This window comes from Prochlorococcus sp. MIT 0801, assembly GCF_000757865.1.
In the GTDB taxonomy this organism is placed as follows: Bacteria; Cyanobacteriota; Cyanobacteriia; order PCC-6307; family Cyanobiaceae; genus Prochlorococcus_B.
This window is the reverse complement of record NZ_CP007754.1, coordinates 909,274-927,185: the sequence shown is the minus strand read 5'-3', so window position 1 is coordinate 927,185 and position 17,912 is coordinate 909,274. Positions and strand designations below refer to the sequence as shown.

Annotated in this window: 10 protein-coding genes; 3 read left to right on the top strand and 7 right to left on the bottom strand. The window is 32.1% G+C overall.

What is annotated here, in order from left to right; translation table 11 throughout:
• Positions 1-72: 72 nt before the first annotated feature.
• On the top strand, positions 73-2,547 hold the full coding sequence (gene pheT, locus EW15_RS04795) for a phenylalanine--tRNA ligase subunit beta (RefSeq protein WP_038652616.1): 2,475 nt from the start codon (positions 73-75) through the stop codon (positions 2,545-2,547).
• A 714-nt stretch (positions 2,548-3,261) separates the two neighbouring features.
• Here pheT and EW15_RS04790 read toward each other — a convergent pair.
• Positions 3,262-4,305, bottom strand: coding sequence for a molecular chaperone DnaJ (locus tag EW15_RS04790; RefSeq protein WP_038652613.1), 1,044 nt, complete (start codon positions 4,303-4,305; stop codon positions 3,262-3,264).
• A gap of 382 nt (positions 4,306-4,687) precedes the next feature.
• Entirely contained in the window at positions 4,688-5,524 is an 837-nt protein-coding gene (locus EW15_RS04780) for a DUF4922 domain-containing protein (protein ID WP_038652607.1), read from the bottom strand.
• Positions 5,525-6,030: 506 nt separating this feature from the next.
• Here EW15_RS04780 and EW15_RS04775 point away from each other — a divergent pair.
• Positions 6,031-6,258 (top strand): hypothetical protein, encoded by a 228-nt coding sequence (locus tag EW15_RS04775; protein WP_038652603.1) that lies wholly within the window; start codon positions 6,031-6,033, stop codon positions 6,256-6,258.
• 33 nt (positions 6,259-6,291) lie between these two features.
• Here EW15_RS04775 and metH read toward each other — a convergent pair whose 3' ends face one another.
• Positions 6,292-9,840: a methionine synthase gene (metH, locus tag EW15_RS04770; protein ID WP_038652600.1), complete on the bottom strand. Its 3,549-nt coding sequence runs from the start codon at positions 9,838-9,840 to the stop codon at positions 6,292-6,294.
• Between the two features lie 63 nt (positions 9,841-9,903).
• Positions 9,904-10,818, bottom strand: coding sequence for a branched-chain amino acid transaminase (locus tag EW15_RS04765; protein WP_038652597.1), 915 nt, complete (start codon positions 10,816-10,818; stop codon positions 9,904-9,906).
• Between the two features lie 71 nt (positions 10,819-10,889).
• Between EW15_RS04765 and cobN the strand changes: the two genes are divergently transcribed.
• Positions 10,890-14,678, top strand: a complete 3,789-nt coding sequence (cobN, locus tag EW15_RS04760; RefSeq protein WP_038652595.1) for a cobaltochelatase subunit CobN — start codon at positions 10,890-10,892, stop codon at positions 14,676-14,678.
• On the opposite strand, the gene EW15_RS04755 is transcribed toward cobN, so the two are convergent.
• From EW15_RS04755 to uvrC, 3 genes are all read right to left on the bottom strand, one after another.
• Complete coding sequence (locus tag EW15_RS04755) at positions 14,667-15,362, bottom strand: PHP domain-containing protein (protein WP_156095738.1); 696 nt, start codon at positions 15,360-15,362, stop codon at positions 14,667-14,669. The genes cobN and EW15_RS04755 overlap by 12 nt on opposite strands.
• Positions 15,332-15,895: a protoporphyrinogen oxidase HemJ gene (hemJ, locus tag EW15_RS04750; RefSeq protein ID WP_038652592.1), complete on the bottom strand. Its 564-nt coding sequence runs from the start codon at positions 15,893-15,895 to the stop codon at positions 15,332-15,334. Before hemJ ends, EW15_RS04755 begins: the two co-directional genes overlap by 31 nt.
• Positions 15,896-15,987: 92 nt before the next feature.
• Positions 15,988-17,910 carry an excinuclease ABC subunit UvrC gene (gene uvrC / locus EW15_RS04745; protein ID WP_038652587.1) on the bottom strand — a complete coding sequence of 641 codons (1,923 nt, stop codon included), beginning with the start codon at positions 17,908-17,910 and terminating at the stop codon, positions 15,988-15,990.
• Positions 17,911-17,912: the final 2 nt, after the last annotated feature.

The following is a 17,912-nucleotide window of genomic DNA, read 5'->3' as shown; positions in this document are numbered from 1 at the left end:
TTCTACTAGGCTATGCACCCTTTTTTATAAATTCATTTGAGCACCTATGTATAACTCGTGTGAGAACAAATCATGAAGGTATCTGTTTCTTGGCTAAAAGATCTTGTCGAATTTAACAATGATATTGACGAGCTTTCTGAAAAGCTGTCAATGACTGGCTTTGAGGTTGAATCAATAGAAGACTTATCAGAACAAGCACAGAATGTTGTTATAGGTTTTGTTGAGGAAATCTCACCGCATCCAAATGCCGAAAAGCTAAAAGTTTGTTCTGTAGATGTTGGTTTACCCAAAAAGTTGAGCATTGTTTGTGGTGCACCAAATGTAAAAGCTGGATTTCACGTCCTAGTGGCGAAGGTTGGAGCTTATTTATCTTCAAAGTCACTAAAAATAAAATTATCTAATTTACGTGGCGTTGAAAGCGAGGGAATGATTTGTTCGCTGGAAGAATTAGGTATTGAAAGTAGTAATGAAGGTATTGAAATTCTTGAAGAAAATGAAGCAAATATCCCACCAATTGGTACAAATGCTGTTGATTACCTTTGTTTGAATGACACCATCATTGAATTAGCTATTACTGCTAATAGACCTGATGGTATGTCAATGGTAGGTATAGCACGAGAAATATCTACAATAACAAATTCAAAATTAACATTACCAACTTTAAATTACAATGAAGACTTTAATATATTTGAACCGAACATAAGTGATAAAGAAACGATTGGAGTAGACTGTATATACTCAATTACGTATATAGACAGTATTGACAATACTGGAAACACAAATAAAAATATTTTTAATAAATTAAGTTCATTAAAACAAAATTGTATAAATCCTGTTGTAGACATTACAAATTATCTAATGCTTGAACAGGGACAACCTTTACATGCTTTTGATGCAGATCTATTAGATAATATAATTGGTAGAAAGGTTATACCAAATGATTTTGGTATTAGAAATGGTAAGGAAGGTGAATTATTTGTCGCACTTGATAAAAAGGAATATAAGATAAATCCAACGATAAAGTTGATTACCTGCGACGATATTCCAATAGCAATAGCAGGAGTTATAGGTGGAAATAATAGTTCTGTAAGTGATAAAACAACAAGGATTTGGTTAGAAGCTGCTGTATTTACCCCTACTTCAATTAGAAATAGTAGTAGAGAAATAGGCCTTAGGACAGATGCAAGTAGTAGGTACGAAAAAGGAATATCGTCAAACATGACTACTGCTGTTTCTAAAAGAGCTAGTGAACTAATTTCTGTTCAGTTAGGGGGGGACAATATATCTTCTTATGTTAATACTGATTTCAAGAAAAAAAGTATTAGTGTAAATCTAAGAATGGATAAAATCAATAAGGTCTTAGGTAAATTAAGTAGCTCAGATAGTAATATTGTAAATATTAATTCTACTAAACTTCGATATCTTAATGAAGATGAGATTGAGACACTCTTATCAAAACTAGGTCTCATACTTACATCAAATGATTCCGGTTGGAATGTTCAAGTCCCTCCTTATAGATCATCTGATTTAACAAGAGAAATTGATTTAATAGAGGAGATAGCGAGGCTAATTGGATATGATAATTTTGATTCAAATATGCCAGATCCTCTTGAGCCAGGAGTCCTTTCACCCACTAAATTAGTCGAAAGACGTTTACGAAATTCTTTCATCCATAATGGTTTTCAAGAGGTAGTTACTTCTTCACTTGTTGGTCCAGAAAATACTGATGACAATGCTGTATTAATTAAAAATCCATTACTATCAGAGACAAGTAGATTAAGAACAAATGTATGGGATGAACATCTTAAAATACTCCAGAGAAACGTATCTTTTGGAGCTGAAGGTTGTTGGATCTTTGAAATAGCAAAGACATACAAAAAAGACAAAGAATCTTTTGTTGAAACTAATTTGTTATCAGGTGCATTGACTGGTAGTAAACGACTTAGTAAGTGGGGTAGAGCATCAAAACAACTATCGTTAGATTATTTTGAAGCAAGAGGCAAACTTAAGCAATCTCTTGATGTTCTTGGAGTTGAGACTATTGATAAGCAGCTTACTGATAAAGATTTCATGCATCCAGGCCGAACGTCTGAATTATTTGTTGAAGGCAAAAGTATCGGATTCTTTGGTCAAATTCATCCTTCGCAGTCTGAGAAATTTGATCTAATTAAGGAAACTTATTTATTTAACCTTGATTTTGATTCATTGATAAAAGCTGCGACAAGGAAAACAAATTGGACAAGAATTTACAAGGATTACCCCACTGTTCCTTATATGGAAAGAGATATTGCCCTCATACATTCAAAAAAATATAGCTCTTTAGAAATCATGAGTCTAATTAAAAAAACTGGAAGGCCATTATTAGAGAAAGTAGAATTAATAGACCGTTACGAGGGCTCTTCAATGCCCGAGGATGCGATTAGCCAAGCTTTTCGAATCAGATACAGAGATGTTAAAAAAACATTAGTAGAGGAAGACATTAATCCAATACACGAAAAGATAAGAAATGCTCTTAAAGAAAAAATAAAAGCGGAACTAAGAAGTTAGTCTCAGAAGTATCAGTTTTGTCTCTTAGTTAGTCTATTAAGCAGTCTAATACAAGATTTACGAGACAACTGTTTTCAAGAAAAATATATTTAGAGAATAAACATTATTTGCAGATAGATGTCTTGTTTATTGCTTATAAATATTCATTGATGAAAAATCACTCATATTTAAAATTTTATATTTCTATTGCAAAAACATCTTAAAAATAGTCTCCAAGATCCTTAATGCGACGCAATACAGGACTAACAATGGGACTTATTTTAGACCAATGAGAAAGCTTATAATCAGGAAATCCATGGAATACGTATAGGAGTTGATAATCCAAGATATGTTTTGATCGATATGTGTGCATAACTGTCTATAAAACAGTTAAGCAGACTTCAAAACCAAGTTGCAGGAGGGGTTCTAAACTTAATTTATTAGAATGGACAGCAATTGGACGTTAATCTTGAATGTTGATATTTTATTAGAATTATTTAGTTGGCTAATGGGTGAAAAGAACGGTTAAATTAGGATTTTAATTTGTTGCTTGCAGTGTAATAGTCATTAGCTTGAACAAGTTCGCCGATAAAAACAAGTAAAAAAAATCTAATTTCTCACAATTTTCATACAAAGATTGCATTCGCTCAAAAATGGAAAAAGTATTATCTTAGCTGGCTCATTCAAGACGCGTGATAAGACTCATTACAAGACTTACATGAGACATGTTGGACGTCAATTTTTGTATAAATCTTTTAAAAGCTGATATGCTTCATTTAGCTTCCTCATTGATTCATTTGAGCCCCCAGCGTCTGGATGGTTAGATAATGCTTTGTTTTTATATGATTCCCTGATGAAAGAAAGTGTTAATGAAGAGCCCGCCTTTGTAGGTAAACCTAATAATTTAAGTGCTCCATGGACGGTCATGGTTGATTCAAGTGTTTGAAAAGAAGTTACATTGTTGCTTCGTTTAAATTTATTTACAAATCTTCGAATGAGAGTAGGAATTCTGCTTTTTAGGTTTCTAGTAGAGAATGGATCTTCTAATGCTCCAGCTAATATGATTACTTGATCAAAAGTCAGATTTTCATTATGCCAATCCTTGCAATATGAATTCAACATTTTGCATGCAGCATTCCATGTGAAAGGAATGTTTTCCGTACCATCGACGTTAGGCCATATATCCCTTGCTAGCCAAATCATGGATGCCTCAAGAACATTGTCTGTCGGTTTTTGTCCGTAAAGGTAGATCCAATGTTTTACTGCATCATCTTTAGCCTCTAATAAATCGTTTATATCAATAGTTGTAATTGATGTGTCCTCCATATTTTTTATAGTCTTGTCCTTGCTTAAACTTCTCTTTAAATTAGTAGCTTGTTTCCTTATAAACCCAGGGAGTTCAATGCCAGATGTTATCTGATTTTTTTTATTGATACTGTTATTTTCTAAATCATTTTCTAGTACTGAGACATTCTTTATTTCAATATTCTTATCACCAACTATAACAATTGCCTTTTCCTCAGTCTTATTGTCTACTTCATCATAATTGTTTGTTACCAAGTCAGTCTTAATACTTTGGTTAAGCTCTAGTTGTTGATTGTTTGTTAAATCATCCTCTAAGTCGTTTGCTAAAATAACTTCTAATAGCCTCGCAAAGACAAGTCCTCTGGCCCTTAGTCCCCACTCTTTACGAAGACGATCTACACCTTCTATTAACTCAATTGGCAAGTCAATTGAAATTCTTTTTACCTTCTTCTCTTCAGTTTCTGCTTCTGCCACATCAAGACATAAACTAAATCTATATTAATAGGGTTTTGAGTCTCAACACACCTATACGTTTGAATATATATAAAAAAGAATCAATATTAAAAAAAAATAAAATCTTTGATCATATTTAAATAATCCCATTAGATACACATTCGTTATAATCATTGTCTATTGTGAGTTAAATTAATTTAACTAAGATGGACTTTTGTAATTCAAATCAAGAATGGAGTCAAAGAAAAAAGTTCATTCAGACTAAAAAATTACATCTGTTAATATCAATTAAAGAATCTTATGAGCGGAAACTTGCTGCAATATCAGCTTCTATTTCTAAGCTAGAGGAGCAAATTGAATCAAATATGTCTACTGTAGAAAGTTAAAAAATATTCTTAATAGTTTAAATTACATGTTTTAAAATAGATTCTGGACCAAATTTAATCAACATATCAATATCTGATCTTTTTGTTCCAAGAAAATATCCTGCAAATCCCAGTGCATTTATGTTGAAACCATGAGACCTATCCTTCGATCTTACAATAAGTGAAATCCATCTTTTTGTGATAAGAAGATTATATGGCTTTATTGGTTTATCATCATTATTTATATCACCTAAATCCATTTCAATAATCATTGACTTATATGAATTAAACAAGTCATTAGCATCTATTTCAGATTTACTCATTCTTGGTTTAATTGAAATACTTTGTTTGATATCAGAGTTAAAATCTTCACTATTATTTAGTAAAGAACAAAACCAATCATATCTAGGACAAATATTTTCATAAGTATGCCTACGTAATAATTGAAAATGACGATGAGGCTGGCTAGCTCCTGCTTCCTTACTGCTATTGAAAAACCATAATCCTGTTGTATCATTATCAACTTTAGAAATTGCTTCAAAATCGCCGATATTTAGCCAACTATTTTGTGGTTTCCAATAATTAGTAATTAATAATAAATGCCCCAGTTGTACAGGATATTTATTCAAAATTAAAGTGTAATTATCATTTACTGCCTGAACTTCAAGTCTTCTATCCCAAGGAATAAAGGGATTTTCCTTTGGACCATAGTCAACTAAATTTTTTGGAAAGGTTCTTTTTAGAAACCTCAATTCATAGTCAAAAATTCTTTTAATAGATTTATATTTATAAGTTTCTAATGGAATAACAGCTGCACATTCAATAGCTTTTCTGCTGGTTTCAAGAGCTTTCGACCATATTAATTCGCTCTTCACCTTCAATAGACCTTAATCAATAATACAATTATTACATATTTTATAACCTTAAAGTTCAAATCAATACTTATTATCTAATTAAAAATAAAGATAATTGTTTGCAATGAAATTAGCTTAAGAAGTTTTATCTTTCTTAATTTTTAACTGAGACACGCATCAAACAAGTGAAAGGCACTAAATGCTAGCCATATTTGCCTGGACGCTCTAGAGCCGTTCTAAAGGGTCACTCAGACTGTTTAGCGTCTTGGGTCTGGCTTTAAGAATTCCAGAAAAAATTGTTATTGCCAAAAAATTCATTTGTTGGCAAGCAACAAAAATTGAATTAATTCTGAAAATTTATTTTATGTTCAGCGATTATCGTGAAACGGTTGTGCTGGAATAGATCTGAAGTGAATATAAACGGTTCCAAAGTTATCATTTTGCAAAAAAGTTTAAAATTCTTATCAGTTTAGGTTGACGGAAGCAGGGGGGAAGGAGTTAAAACCTCTTTCAGTAATGTGTCCTCGATGGATTGGGACTTTTCTGAAGACGGAGCATTTTTGGCTCTTTGTGACGCTTTTCGAGAGAGCGGCGAAACATCTGCTATGGAATTTTTAGCCACTGGTGAAGGAGCATTTCATTTTCAAGAGTTAACTCAAAATGCTGCTGGAGAAGGAATTGATTTAACTGACTCAGAATCAATGGCAGAATTTCAGATAGAAGTATTAGAGGCGATGGATGAAAATAATATTTAAATCAAATAAAAGTTAAAACAATTAAATCAAAAATTAAATACCAAAGTATTTAGCTACTGGATGTAAAGCAACAATAGCTGTAGTACTTTGTTCTGGATGAAGTTGTTCACTTTCATCCATAGATATATTAATTTTATCTGCATCTAGCCAATCTAATTGCTTTCTAGAATCTGATACTTCTGGGCAAGCTGGGTAACCAAAAGAGTATCTGCAGCCTCTATATTTTACATCCAATATATCTTTTATATTATCTGGTTCTTCAGATTCAAAACCACACTCTATTCTAATAATAGAGTGTATATATTCTGCTAATGCTTCAGCTAACTGTACAGTTAAACCATGGAAAAATAGATAATCAGAATAAGAGTCTTGGCTAAATAATTTATGGGAGTAATCACTAGCAGTATCTCCCATTGTAACTGCCTGCATAGGTAGATAATCAGAAGGAAGATTATCTACTAAATCATTATAAAAATCTGCGATGCAATATCTCTTTCCAGATCTTTGTCTTGGTAATAGAAAATTTCCTAAAAGAGATTTATGATCAGTATCAAATACATTTAAGAAATTCCCTTCTCTCCCACATGGAAAATATCCATAAACCAATGATGGTGAGATAAGATTATCATTTATGATTTTATTCATCCAATAATCTAATTTTGGCTCAGCCTTTTGCTTGAGAAATTCCTTATAATCTGAAGCCGACATATCTTTGGATCTTTTCATTTGCCATTGTCCAGCAAATAATGCATTGCGGTCTAAAAATTTATAAACAATAGATAAGTCAATATCTTTTTCTAATAAGACCTTGGAGCCTAAAAATGGAGGTTTAATGGATTTTACTGAAGATATATCTTTTGATCTGGAATTGTCGATAACTTTTTTTACCTCTAAACCCTCTTTTATTACTTTTGGATCTGAATTAGAACTTTTATAAGTTCCAATAGTTATCCCCTCAGGAGCTCCTTCGGAAAAACCAGTTTTGTTATCCCAGTTATTAGCTAATTTAGCTTTCATATATGCGTCCATAAATTTCAAATCAGTGAAGGCATCTCTCCCATAAATAACCTTGCCCTTGTAAACACTTGCGCAATCTTGGTTAACAAATTTAGGGGTTAATGCAGCCCCACCTAAAATGATAGGTACATCAATATCTTCCTCATTTAATGCTTTAAGATTATCTTTCATAAAGGCAGTCGATTTTACAAGTAGACCGCTCATTGCAATGCAATCGGCATGATGTTCTTTTTGTGCGTTTATAATTGCATTGACATCTTGTTTGATTCCTAAATTAATAACATCATACCCATTATTCGACAAAATAATATCTACTAAATTTTTTCCTATATCGTGAACATCGCCTTTGACCGTAGCTATAATAAATTTACCCTTTGATTGATTTACCTCAGATTTATCCATAAAATCTTCTAAATATGAAACTGCATATTTCATTGTTTCTGCAGATTGAAGTACAAAAGGTAATTGCATTTGACCTGATCCAAATAATTCCCCAACAACTTTCATTCCATCTAGTAAATATTCATTAATTATTATCAAAGGCTTATATTTATTTAATGCTAAATCAAGATTTACATGTAGATTTGTTTTTTCTCCATCAATAATATGATTCTTCAACTTATCTTCTATAGGTAAATTAATATCCTCATCAATTGAGCTATTATTTAGAAGTTTTTTCGAGTCATCAAAATAGGAAGTTAGGGTCGTTAGGGGGTCATAAGTGCATACACTATTATCTATGATTCTCTTGTCATAAATAAGATCCAAACATATTTTTATCTCTTCTTCACTAATTTTATTTAAAGGTAATATCTTGGATGGTGAAACAATTGCCGAATCTAATCCAGCCTTAATTGCTTCATTTAGAAAGATAGAATTAAGGACAACTCTCGCACTCGATGATAGGCCAAAACTTACATTTGAAATGCCTAGGATTAAATGTACTTGTGGATGTCGATCTTTAATTAACTTAATAGCTTTAATCGTTTCCAAACCATTCTTTCTATCTTCCTCAAGTCCTGTTGATATTGGCAAAGCTAAAGGATCATAAAAAATTTCATAGGGTTTCAACCCAGAATTTGTAGCATCCTTAAAAGCCCTAGTTGCTATTTCAGCTTTTTTTTCTGCAGATCTAGCCATTCCATCTTCATCAATTGTACCAATCACAACTGCTGAACCATGTTCTTTAGCTAGATCAATCACCTTATGAAATCTATCTTGTCCATCTTCGTAGTTAGTGGAATTTAAAATACATTTTCCGCCAGCATGTTTTAAACCACTCTCCATTTTTTCATAATCCGTTGAATCAAGCATCAAAGGTAAATTGATATTATTAACTAATCTTTTAACCAAGTTCGACATATCTTCTATGCCATTTCTTCCAACAAAATCAACATTTACATCAAGTACATGCGCATTTTCTTTAAGTTGTGATTTTGCTATTCCAACCAGACCATCCCAGTCCTCAATATTCAAAAGTTCTCTTACCTTTTTTGAACCACTTGCATTTAATCTTTCGCCAACTATCAAAAATGAGTTGTCTTGTTCATATGGAATTGACTCATAAATTGAAGATGCAGCTGGAATTATAGATCTTTCCTTTGATAGGTTAATCAATCTACGATCTGATGATAAAAGCTCAAGCGATAAATCTGAAAGTTGTTTTATGTGTTCTGGCCTAGTCCCACAACAACCACCAATTAATTGAACGCCTAAATCATTAATAAAATGACTAAGTTGGAACTTAAGTTCCATTGGGGTTAATCGATAATGAGCCTTACCACCTACATTTTCAGGAAGTCCAGCATTTGGAATACAACTTATGTGAAAGGGTGAATGCTCAGATAAGTATTTAATATGATCTTTCATTTCTTCTGGGCCAGTAGCACAATTAAGGCCCAAAATATCAATATTAAAAGGCTCTAAAATTGTTGTTATGGAAGAAATATCGCTACCAATAAGCATCTGACCTGTAGTTTCCATGGTTACAGATACCATTACTGGGATTTTAATTCCATCACCTATTGCTTCATTTACGCTCTGCAGAGCTGCCTTTATTTGTAAAACATCTTGGCAAGTTTCAATAAGAAAAAGATCAATTCCACCCTCAATCAGTGCTTTAGCTTGTTCAAGATAAGATTTTTTTAATTCATCAAAACTGATATGACCAAGGGTTGGGAGCTTTGTTGTTGGACCAATTGAACCAGCAACAAATCTTGGCTTTTCAGCTGTTTGATATTTATTTGCAATACTCCTTGCTATTTGTGCGGCTTTGAAATTGATCTCATAAGCTTTGTTTCCAATTCCATACTCATCAAGAACAATAGAAGTTGCGCCAAATGTATTTGTTTCTATTACATCACAACCGGCCTCTAAGAATGACTGATGTACTTGCTCAACACTAGAGACAGAGGTTAAAACAAGATTTTCATTACAACCTTCTAAAGAAGCACCACCATAATCATCTGCAGTTAGTTGTTGATCTTGTAAAGAGGTGCCTGTTGCACCATCAAAGACTATTATTGGTCTTTTCTCTGAGTTTAGATAGTCTAAAAAGCGAGTCATATAATATATACTTTACTTATAAAAATGAAAAACATAAATCTAAATAAATTATACATTAAGATTTTAATCTATATTCACACGTTTAACCCAATTCTCATATTCAGGTACTAAACCTTCTGTAATTTTAGTTAATTTATCTCTGAGTAAATTCATTGTTGGCATTTCTTTACTCATTAATGTTGTTTCAATCATTTTAATCGGAGTTATCTTTGCAGCTGTGCCTGTTAAGAAAACCTCATCCGATATAAATAACTCTGTTTTATCTACAGGTCTTTCAATAACATTTATTCCATTACTCTTAGCAAGTTCTAAAACACTTGCACGAGTAATACCTTCAAGAATATCTTGATCTACACCAGGTGTTATGAGATCACCATTCCGAACTATAAAGATGTTCATTCCACTAGCCTCACTAACTTTACCTTGACTGTTAAGTAATAGTGCCTCATCAAATCCACTTTTTACTGCTTCCGTTTTAGCTAATGAGCTTGTTATGTATGCTCCACTAATTTTCCCACGCAGAGGAAGTGAATTGTCTTGCTGACGGGTCCAGCTACTGACGCGACATGTAACACCATCTGGTGAAAGATAATCCCCTAATTCTATTCCGTAAATAAAGAAATTAGTTTCGATATTATGTAATCTTGGTGCAATTCCTAAATCACTAGTATAGACAAATGGTCTTATATATACAGGTTGAGTAGGTTTATTTTTGACTAGAAACGTTTCTAGAGAGTTTAATACAAAATCCTCATCTAATTCAGTCATCAAAAATTTAGCGCTTTGGCATAATCTTTTTGCATGTTTATCTGCCCTAAATAATAAAAATGATTTACTATTATTCGGGTCAGGGATAGCACGCATCCCACCAAAAGCTGCAGTTCCATAATGAAGGGCGTGAGTAGCTATTGATAGCTTTGCATCATTGAATGGAATACATTGACCCTCAAACCAAGCGAAGGGAAGAAAACTATGCATTTAAGCTCGAGCTAGGATGAAAAAAAATCAGCATTTTTAGTTTTACTGCATTAATTACACATAATAAATGAATGCATAGAATTGCCAGCCTTCCTGGGAATGATCCTCAAGAAGAAATTACATTTATTGAACAACCTAATGCACCAGTTATCTTCCTAACTAGTGCTACATCCGACATAACTTGTTTATCCTCTGTATTAAAGCAACCTAAAAATAAAAAGTGGAGAAATAAAATCAGGGCTTTACCAATAGCCTATTTATCATCAAATGCATCAATCGACCATTATATATCCAATACATGTAATACAGCAGAAATCGTTGTTGTTAGGTTTTTAGGATCAAGATCATATTGGTCATATGGATTTGAACAACTAAGTTTATGGCAATTAGAGAAACCTAATAGACAATTAATAGTAGTCTCTGGCATAGAGAGTACAGCAAATGATCTTAAAGATATTAGTAGTATAAAAGAAGATCAAGTTGATTTTATTCAACTTCTATTAAATGAAGGCGGTTTAAAAAACTATAATTACTTTTTAAAGGTTTTAGATAACATAATAAGTTTAGAAGAAATTAAACTTGAAAGAGATTTAATTGAATATCATGATGATTTAGTCAAATGGAAATGGATAGATAATGATTACCCTAAGATTGCTATATTTCTCTACAAATCATTATTGCAATCAGGCAACACAGAATTAGCAGAATCAATAGTTGAAATTTCAAAAAGACATCAGATAAATCCCAAAATCGTATGGATTACTAGTTTTAAGTCAAAAGATATTCAGAAAGAAATAATAAATTTATTGGATAATGAAAAAATTGAAGCGATCATTACTACTACTTCATTCTCATCAGTTGAATATGAGAATGATAATATAAAAAATAGCCTATGGGAGACATTAGACGTTCCTGTCTATCAACTACTTATATCCAGTTCGACGGTTAATGAATGGAAAAAATCAACAGTAGGTTTAAATCCAATTGACTTATCAATTCAAGTTGTTCTGCCAGAAGTAGATGGTCGAATTTGTACAGTTCCAATTGCATTTAAAAATCTTAGCTATACAGATAATGAATTATCTATATCTGTATATAAAACAGAACCTTATGACAAACATATTGAATGGTGTATTAATTACATAAAAAATCTTGTTTATCTTAGAAAAACAAGCAACTTCAATAAAAAAATTGCTATTGTAATAGCTAATTATCCTGTTAAGGATTCAAGGATTGCAAATGGAGTTGGTTTAGATACACCAGAAACCCTTTTGTACGTTTTGAGATGGTTAAAAGATGAAGGATATTATTTAGGAGATAACCCCTTGCCAAGAAGTAGTAAAGAGCTAATTAACAAGTTAATTACTTATAGGACAAATTCTGATGAAACCATATCTAACGAACCCCAATCATATTTAAGCCTTGTTGATTATTTATACCAGTGGAAAAAAATTGAAGCTAATGCGAAGGAAAAGGTGATTAAACGATGGGGAGAACCAAATTGTTCAAAACAATTAGAAGAAGGCGGGTTCCCGATCAATGGATTTACTCTAGGAAATATAACTGTATTAGTTCAAGCAAATAGAGGCTTTGAACAAGATAATTTGTCAGATTTGCACTCACCAGATCTACCACCCACACATAAATATATTGCGCAATATTTTTGGTTATCGCATTCATTTAAGGCAAATGCAATTATACATCTAGGAAAGCACGGTAGCGTTGAATGGTTACCTGGTAAAGGTGTTGGTTTAAGTAGTAATTGTTTCCCATTTATTATTTGCCCACCAGTTCCAAACATATACCCATTTATCGTAAATGACCCTGGAGAAGGGTCACAAGCAAAAAGAAGGACACACGCGATAATTATTGATCATTTAACACCGCCACTTTCTCACGCTGGTAGTTATAATGAGTTAATAGAAATTGAGAACTTAATTGATGAATATTATGAATCTAAACTTATTAATGATAATAGAAATGAGTTATTAGAAAAAAAGATTATAGACTTATTAATTAAAAATTCATGGCCAAGTATTGACCCATATATAATTAAAGATGATATCAAAAGAATTCATATACAAGAGATAATAGATACTGCAGAAAGTTATTTATGTGAAATAAAACAATCCCAAATAAGGACTGGACTTCATATCTTTGGTGTGAATCAAAGTATGGATAAACTAATAGAATTAACGTTGGCTATATCAAATGTGCCTACAGGGAACATTGCTGGTTTATCACAATATTTAGCTGAAGATTTAGGTTTTACCATTGACCCCTGGAGAGACGAAGAAAGTTTAGACTTAACGCAAAGAGATATTAATTTATTTAAAGAATATACCTCTATTAATGCAAGAAAAGTAGGGCAGCTAATTGACTGGTTTAATGAAATTGGAATGTATATAATTGAGTTTCATTGTATACATATACTTAATCTCGAAACCACTGCCAAAAATAAAATCGACCTTGATAGTAAACTACTAAAATATTTAGATATTGAAAACCCAAATATATTTATAAATCATTTAATAACTAATATTTTACCTAGATTATTAAAAAGTTCCAAAAACGAAAAGACTAATTTACTTAGAGCGTTGGAAGGGAAGAGAATTGCTAGCGGCCCTTCTGGTGCCCCAACAAGAGGAAAATTAGAGGTCTTACCGACAGGTAAAAATTTCTTTTCTGTTGATATTAGAGCTATTCCAACAGAAACAGCATGGGACCTGGGGAAAAGAAGTGCTGAAAAATTAGTTGATCTTTACCTACAAGAAAATGGAGAGCACCTTTTACATCTCGCTATTTCAATATGGGGAACTTCAACCATGAGAAATGGAGGAGAAGATATTTGTCAACTATTTGCACTTATGGGTCTAATGCCTATATGGGATGGAACTTTAAGAAGAGTTGTGGACGTTGAAGTCATTCCCATGAGTGTTTTAAATAGGCCCAGAGTCGACGTCACATTAAGAATATCTGGTTTATTTAGGGATGCATTCCCCCAAATCATTGAATTAATACGAAGAGGACAAAACCTTATTGGGAATTTAAATGAGCCCAATGCAATTAATCCCCTTGCTGAGTCTTATAGAAATGGAAAAACCGACTCAAGAATATATGGATCAGCACCTGGATCATATGGAGCAGGTTTGCAAGAAATTATCAATAATGGCTCATGGGATCATCAATCTGAACTGGCTAATGCATTTATAGAATGGAGTAAATGGCGATATGAAGGTTCAAACAATATTGTTAAAGACAAAAAAGGGTTGGAATATAATTTATCAAAAGTAAAAGTAGTACTTCATAGTCAAGATAATAGAGAGCACGACATACTCGATTCAGATGATTACTATCAATTTCAGGGTGGCTTAATCTCTGCAGTAAAGAAAACTAGTGGTAACAATCCACAAGCTTATTTTGCAGATAATTCTAGATATCAACGACCAAGAATACATAAACTTTCAAAAGAAATAGATAAGGTTGTTAGGAGTAGGTTATTAAATCCAAAATGGCTTGAGGGAATGAAACAACATGGCTATAAAGGAGCTTTCGAGATGTCAGCAAGCCTTGACTATTTATTCTCTTTTGATGCAACAACTAACCTTGTTCCTAATTGGTGTTATGAGTCAATTGCAAGTAATTGGTTGGTAGATGAAAAGACAAGAAAATTTATTATTGATAACAATCCATGGGCATTAAGAGATATCGCTGAAAGACTACTAGAAGCATCAAATCGAAAGCTTTGGACAGATGTATCTAATGAAGAAATAGCATCTATTAAATCTATTTTATCTGATATAGACAGTAAAATTGAAAAATTTAATTCCAATAGAAGAAATAATAAATCAGCGCCTTAAAAGAGATAATCCATGAGTATCTGTTCCACATGTTGATAACAATGAATAAGAATTTGCACAATCAAATATTTTATCGCAAATAAACTCTGACGGGATCCAAATAGGTGCTCTTTCGTAGTTATACCAAGTTTCAACAGCATCAAAATTAAGCTTTGATGCTTCATTAATTAAAATATCAAATGGAAGCTTATATCTTGCAGGATGAGCTAAAACAGCAATTCCATTCGCATTGTGTATCGAATCAACTACATTTGATGCTAGTAATTCATTACCAATAGCAGATCTATGTTCAACATAAGGTAATAAGTGTTTAGAGCTAGGATCAAATCCAAGCCCTAAAACATGTACTAAACATCCTTTTAATAAGCAGGTAATTTCTATACCAGTCCAAAGTTTTGGAAAAATTGAACTATCAAGATAATCAGATTCAATAATTTTAACTAATTCAAGATATGCATCAACTGAATGATGATCTGTAATTGCATAATGATCAATATTTAGTTCTAAGGCTTGATTATAGATTTCTATAGGAGACAAACTTCCATCACTATAAGTTGAATGCATATGAAAATTAATAGAATTTGGACAACTATCTTTAGTAACAGATTTGATTATATTTTTTAAACAAAGAAAATCCTTATTAGTCATATTAACTAAGTAAGTTGTTTCTTGTTCCTGCGCCATTTGGCATAAAATTGTATACTTGCAGCCATAAAAAGTATTAGCCCAAAGATCAACCAACTTGCAGCACTTGTTGGGAATTGGTTTTTAAATACAACAAGCATTACAACAACTACCAAAAGTAGTGTTGGCAACTCATTCAATGCTCGGAGTTGCTGACCACTATAATTGAACTGATTATTATTTAATTGATTCATAATTCTATAACAATAAAAATGATATATAAGTAGAAATAATACAAATAATAATTTAACTTGCATCCATGCTTGCGATAGATATGAAGGCTGCATATATAATAGACCAGTTGCCATTATAACAGCCAATACCATTCCTGGAGTGGTAATTATATTAGCTAACCTTTTCTCCATTAAAGAATATTGCTTATTAAAAACGTCCCTAATTTCCTCTTTCTGAGTTTGTACTTCAACATGGTAAATAAATAATCTAACTAAATAAAATAAACCTGCAAACCAAACAACTACGCCGATAATATGAAATGATTTAAACCATAAATATGTCTCTGGCGAAAAATTCATATTAAATCAAATGTTGGGTAAGTTCATATCACTCTATACATTACTCTAATAAAGATTAGATGTCGCTCAATAGTTAATAATTTAAAATTAGATTATTTATTTTTATCGGGATGAAAATAGTTTCTAATAACAACAGCAGTTGATCTGCCTAAGCCTGGTGTTGATGAAAGTTCAGAAAAAGTAGCCATTTGTATTGCCTCAATTGACCTGAAATGCTCAAGCAATAATTTTATTCTTTGAGGTCCAAGACCCGGTATTTCATTTAACTGAGAACGTTTCATCCGTTGACTCCTTTTTTGCCTATGAAAAGTAATTGCAAATCTATGAGCTTCATCTCTCAGTCTCCTTAGCAAAAGCATTCCTGGTTGATTTGATTCGGTAACTAATGATTGTTTAACCTTCGGAATAAAAACTTCCTCCTTTTTTTTTGCTAAAGAAATGACATTTAAATTTTGATCAAGTTTCAGGTCCTCAAGAGCAGCTACGACAGAACTTAATTGACCTTTACCTCCATCTATCACAACGAGATCTGGCCAGTCATTTAAATTCTGATTGTCAAGAACACTGCTTTCATTACTTAGTAGGGCATCAATATTTCCACCTTCTTCTTTAAAACGAGCCCATCTTCTAAATCTTCTAGTTATCACTTCAGCCATTGATTCGAAATCGTCGCTGTGTCCAATTTTTATATTCGGGCTTTTAATTTTATATCTTCTATAGTGTTGCCTTGCCGCAATACCATCAATAAATACTACTTGTGATGCAACAGCATCACTTCCTTGGATATGGCTTATGTCATAACATTCAATTCTCTTTGGAATATTTTCTAAATCAAGGATATTAGCCAGATCATCAAGTTCAACTAAATTCTTATCATGAGATTGTTTAATTCTTTGTAATTCTAAATTAGCATTTTTTTCTACGAGTTTAATAATCTCTGCTTTTCTAGATCTTTTAGGAACATTTATATTAACTTTTTGCTTTTTTATTTCACTAAGCCAATCTGATATTAAGATATTATTTACAAGTTGATGTTGAACTAATATTTCTGATGGGATTTCAACAGGATCTACATTTGAATAATGATTTTCTATTACTTGTTGAAGTATTTGAGATGAATTAAAATTACTATTATCTGAGAAATATCCTAAACGACCAATTAATTTACCTGATCGCATTTGAAAAATTTGTACAGAGCTTATATTTTCTTCTGATGCCATTGCAATTATATCCCTACAAACAGATGAATCAGGAATGATCATCTTTTGAGATTCATACAATCTATCTATACCCTTAAGCTGATCTCTAACTGATCCAGCCTCTTCAAATTTCAATGACTCTGAAAAAGAAATCATTTGTTTTTCTAATAATATTCTTAATTCATCCGTTCTTCCTTGAAATATCATTTCAACTCGTTTTAAAGTGTTTTTGTAATCTTCTGAACTTATTTCTTCCTGGCAAACACCAGGGCATCTTCCGATTGAATAATTAAGGCATGTTCTATCCTTATAAAGTGGAATTCTTCTTTGCCTGAGTGGAAACAATTTTTTTATAGTAAACAGAGTCTGTCTAAGTAAATAAACATCTACATAAGGACCATAATATTTATCTTTTAATTGTCGTTGACGTCTCTTTCTTGTTAAAAAAATTCTTGGATATTTATCACCCCAAGTAATACAAACATAGGGATACTTTTTATCATCTTTTAGTAAGACATTGAAATATGGTTGATGAGATTTAATTAAATTTGATTCTAATGTTAATGCTTCACTTTCATTATCAGTAACTATCAATTCAATATCTGCAACTTGTCTCACCATTAAAGATATTCTAGGACTTAATTCATTACCTGAACGAAAATAACTTCTAACTCTATTCCTTAACTTTTTAGATTTACCAACATAAAGCAATCTATCCTCACCATCTTTCATCAAATAACATCCAGGATCATTAGGTATATCCTTCAAAAAATCCGATAATCTTGACTTGTCCCTTATTAACGGTGTTAGTTCCACCG